Here is a 1462-nt window from a genome sequence, read left to right as displayed (position 1 = left end):
GCCTGCTCCTACTGCTTGTACGTACACGGTTTCAGGTTCTATTTCACTCCCCTCACAGGGGTACTTTTCGCCTTTCCCTCACGGTACTGGTTCACTATCGGTCAGTCAGGAGTATTTAGCCTTGGAGGATGGTCCCCCCATATTCAGACAGGATAACACGTGTCCCGTCCTACTCGATTTCACTGATAAAGCGTTGTTGGTTACGGGGCTATCACCCTTTATTGCCATGCTTTCCAGCATGTTCACCTAACGCAAGATTAGCTTAAGGGCTAATCCGGTTTCGCTCGCCGCTACTGCCGGAATCTCGGTTGATTTCTCTTCCTCGGGGTACTTAGATGTTTCAGTTCCCCCGGTTCGCCTCACAATGCTATGAATTCACATTGAGATAACTGCTTATGCAGTTGGGTTTCCCCATTCGGAAATCGTAGACTCAAGTGGCTCTTACTGCCTCATCTACGCTTATCGCAAGTTAGTACGTCCTTCATCGCCTCTGACTGCCCAGGCATCCACCGTGTACGCTTAGTCACTTAACCATACAACCCCAAGAGGTTTCGTATGTTCAAACAACCAAGGTTTTTATGTTTTCGCCGGACTCACTATTTGCTTTCACTTTTAAAAAGTGAAGACAAAAAATACAAGACACTTGAATGTGTTTGTTTTGAGAACTCGTTTTTATCTTTCGATAAAAACTTAAAATAAATCAATCATTCGATTGAATTTACTAGTCAGCTTTCCAGATTGTTAAAGAGCATTGTGTTTTTCTCTAAAAATAGAGTTTAAAACCACTTTTTAATAACTCTCAGAGTCGACAAAGCGATTCAACGAAGTATAACCTTCATTGAATCTGCGAATCCGTGCAGAAAATTATTAGAGAGTGGTGGAGCTAAGCGGGATCGAACCGCTGACCTCTTCGCTGCCAGCGAAGCGCTCTCCCAGCTGAGCTATAGCCCCAAATTGGGTCTTTCTTATCCTAAGAAAGAGTGGTGGGCGATACCGGGCTCGAACCAGTGACCCCCTCCTTGTAAGGGAGGTGCTCTCCCAACTGAGCTAATCGCCCTCCGAAGTTTTACATCTTCGAGGAGAAGATGGTGGGTCGTGCAGGATTCGAACCTGCGACCAATTGATTAAAAGTCAACTGCTCTACCAACTGAGCTAACGACCCGTGGCGTCCCGTAGGGGAGTCGAACCCCTGTTACCGCCGTGAAAGGGCGGTGTCCTAGGCCTCTAGACGAACGGGACACTGTTCGTACTTAATGTTGTTGGGCAACATTAAGTGGCTCTTTACATTTCAACCAAGCAATCTGTGTGGACACTACGCAAAGCGCAGTCTTTTTTGTAAGGAGGTGATCCAGCCCCAGGTTCCCCTAGGGCTACCTTGTTACGACTTCACCCCAGTCATGAACCACACCGTGGTAAACGCCCTCCCGAAGGTTAAGCTATCTACTTCTGGTGCAGCCCACTC

At 47.2% G+C, this 1462-nt stretch carries 4 tRNA genes and 2 rRNA genes; all 6 read right to left on the bottom strand.

Annotated elements, in window-relative coordinates:
• Positions 1 to 533 (bottom strand): 23S ribosomal RNA (locus CTN07_RS22420); the annotation flags it as partial.
• Positions 534 to 875: 342 nt separating this feature from the next.
• Positions 876 to 951 (bottom strand) — tRNA-Ala (locus tag CTN07_RS22415).
• 30 nt (positions 952 to 981) lie between these two features.
• Positions 982 to 1057: transfer RNA gene (locus CTN07_RS22410), tRNA-Val, on the bottom strand.
• A gap of 29 nt (positions 1058 to 1086) precedes the next feature.
• Positions 1087 to 1162, bottom strand: a tRNA-Lys gene (locus CTN07_RS22405).
• A gap of 1 nt (position 1163) precedes the next feature.
• Positions 1164 to 1239: transfer RNA gene (locus CTN07_RS22400), tRNA-Glu, on the bottom strand.
• 97 nt (positions 1240 to 1336) lie between these two features.
• Positions 1337 to 1462: ribosomal RNA gene (locus tag CTN07_RS22395) — 16S ribosomal RNA — on the bottom strand; the annotation flags it as partial.

Origin of the sequence: Photobacterium damselae, assembly GCF_003026815.1 — a bacterium.
Classification (GTDB): Bacteria; Pseudomonadota; Gammaproteobacteria; order Enterobacterales; family Vibrionaceae; genus Photobacterium; species Photobacterium damselae.
Note: the sequence above shows the minus strand (reverse complement) of the source record. Positions and strands in the feature narration are given on the sequence as shown.